The organism is Marinobacter salexigens (assembly GCF_018860765.1).
In the GTDB taxonomy this organism is placed as follows: Bacteria; Pseudomonadota; Gammaproteobacteria; order Pseudomonadales; family Oleiphilaceae; genus Marinobacter; species Marinobacter salexigens_A.
In genome coordinates, this window is sequence record NZ_JAHKPV010000010.1 from 1 (window position 1) to 1,792 (window position 1,792).

At 53.5% G+C, this 1,792-nt stretch carries 1 tRNA gene and 1 rRNA gene; both read left to right on the plus strand.

The features are described 5' to 3' along the window. Positions 1-65: 65 nt before the first annotated feature. Positions 66-1,606 (plus strand): 16S ribosomal RNA (locus KO508_RS08205). A 109-nt stretch (positions 1,607-1,715) separates the two neighbouring features. Beyond that, positions 1,716-1,792 (plus strand) — tRNA-Ile (locus KO508_RS08210).

Genomic DNA, 1,792 nt, shown 5'->3' on the forward strand with positions numbered 1-1,792 from the left:
GACTCGTCGAAAATTGAGTTTTGTCTTGAGCAAGAATTAAGAATCTTCGGATTCTTGTATGATTTAAACTGAAGAGTTTGATCATGGCTCAGATTGAACGCTGGCGGCAGGCTTAACACATGCAAGTCGAGCGGAAACGAAGATAGCTTGCTATCAGGCGTCGAGCGGCGGACGGGTGAGTAATGCTTAGGAATCTGCCCAGTAGTGGGGGATAGCCCGGGGAAACTCGGATTAATACCGCATACGCCCTTTTGGGGAAAGCAGGGGATCTTCGGACCTTGCGCTATTGGATGAGCCTAAGTCGGATTAGCTAGTTGGTGGGGTAAAGGCCCACCAAGGCGACGATCCGTAGCTGGTCTGAGAGGATGATCAGCCACATCGGGACTGAGACACGGCCCGAACTCCTACGGGAGGCAGCAGTGGGGAATATTGGACAATGGGCGCAAGCCTGATCCAGCCATGCCGCGTGTGTGAAGAAGGCTTTCGGGTTGTAAAGCACTTTCAGTGAGGAGGAAGGCTTTCAGATTAATACTCTGGAGGATTGACGTCACTCACAGAAGAAGCACCGGCTAACTCCGTGCCAGCAGCCGCGGTAATACGGAGGGTGCAAGCGTTAATCGGAATTACTGGGCGTAAAGCGCGCGTAGGTGGTTGAGTAAGCGAGATGTGAAAGCCCCGGGCTTAACCTGGGAACGGCATTTCGAACTGCTCGGCTAGAGTGTGGTAGAGGGTAGTGGAATTTCCTGTGTAGCGGTGAAATGCGTAGATATAGGAAGGAACACCAGTGGCGAAGGCGGCTACCTGGACCAACACTGACACTGAGGTGCGAAAGCGTGGGGAGCAAACAGGATTAGATACCCTGGTAGTCCACGCCGTAAACGATGTCAACTAGCCGTTGGGGATCTTGAATCCTTAGTGGCGCAGCTAACGCACTAAGTTGACCGCCTGGGGAGTACGGCCGCAAGGTTAAAACTCAAATGAATTGACGGGGGCCCGCACAAGCGGTGGAGCATGTGGTTTAATTCGACGCAACGCGAAGAACCTTACCTGGCCTTGACATGCAGAGAACTTTCCAGAGATGGATTGGTGCCTTCGGGAACTCTGACACAGGTGCTGCATGGCCGTCGTCAGCTCGTGTCGTGAGATGTTGGGTTAAGTCCCGTAACGAGCGCAACCCCTATCCCTAGTTGCTAGCAGGTAATGCTGAGAACTCTAGGGAGACTGCCGGTGACAAACCGGAGGAAGGTGGGGATGACGTCAGGTCATCATGGCCCTTACGGCCAGGGCTACACACGTGCTACAATGGTACGTACAGAGGGTTGCAAACCCGCGAGGGGGAGCTAATCTCACAAAACGTATCGTAGTCCGGATCGGAGTCTGCAACTCGACTCCGTGAAGTCGGAATCGCTAGTAATCGTGAATCAGAATGTCACGGTGAATACGTTCCCGGGCCTTGTACACACCGCCCGTCACACCATGGGAGTGGATTGCACCAGAAGTAGTTAGTCTAACCTTCGGGAGGACGATTACCACGGTGTGGTTCATGACTGGGGTGAAGTCGTAACAAGGTAGCCCTAGGGGAACCTGGGGCTGGATCACCTCCTTAAACGAAGTTGAAGCTTCGGTCAGAGTCCACACGAATTACTTGGTTGATTGATAAAGAGAGCAAGGGTCTTTGCAGGCCCGACTTGGCTTATCTTCGGATGGGCAAAACCGGGTCTGTAGCTCAGGTGGTTAGAGCGCACCCCTGATAAGGGTGAGGTCGGTGGTTCAAGTCCACCCAGACCCACCA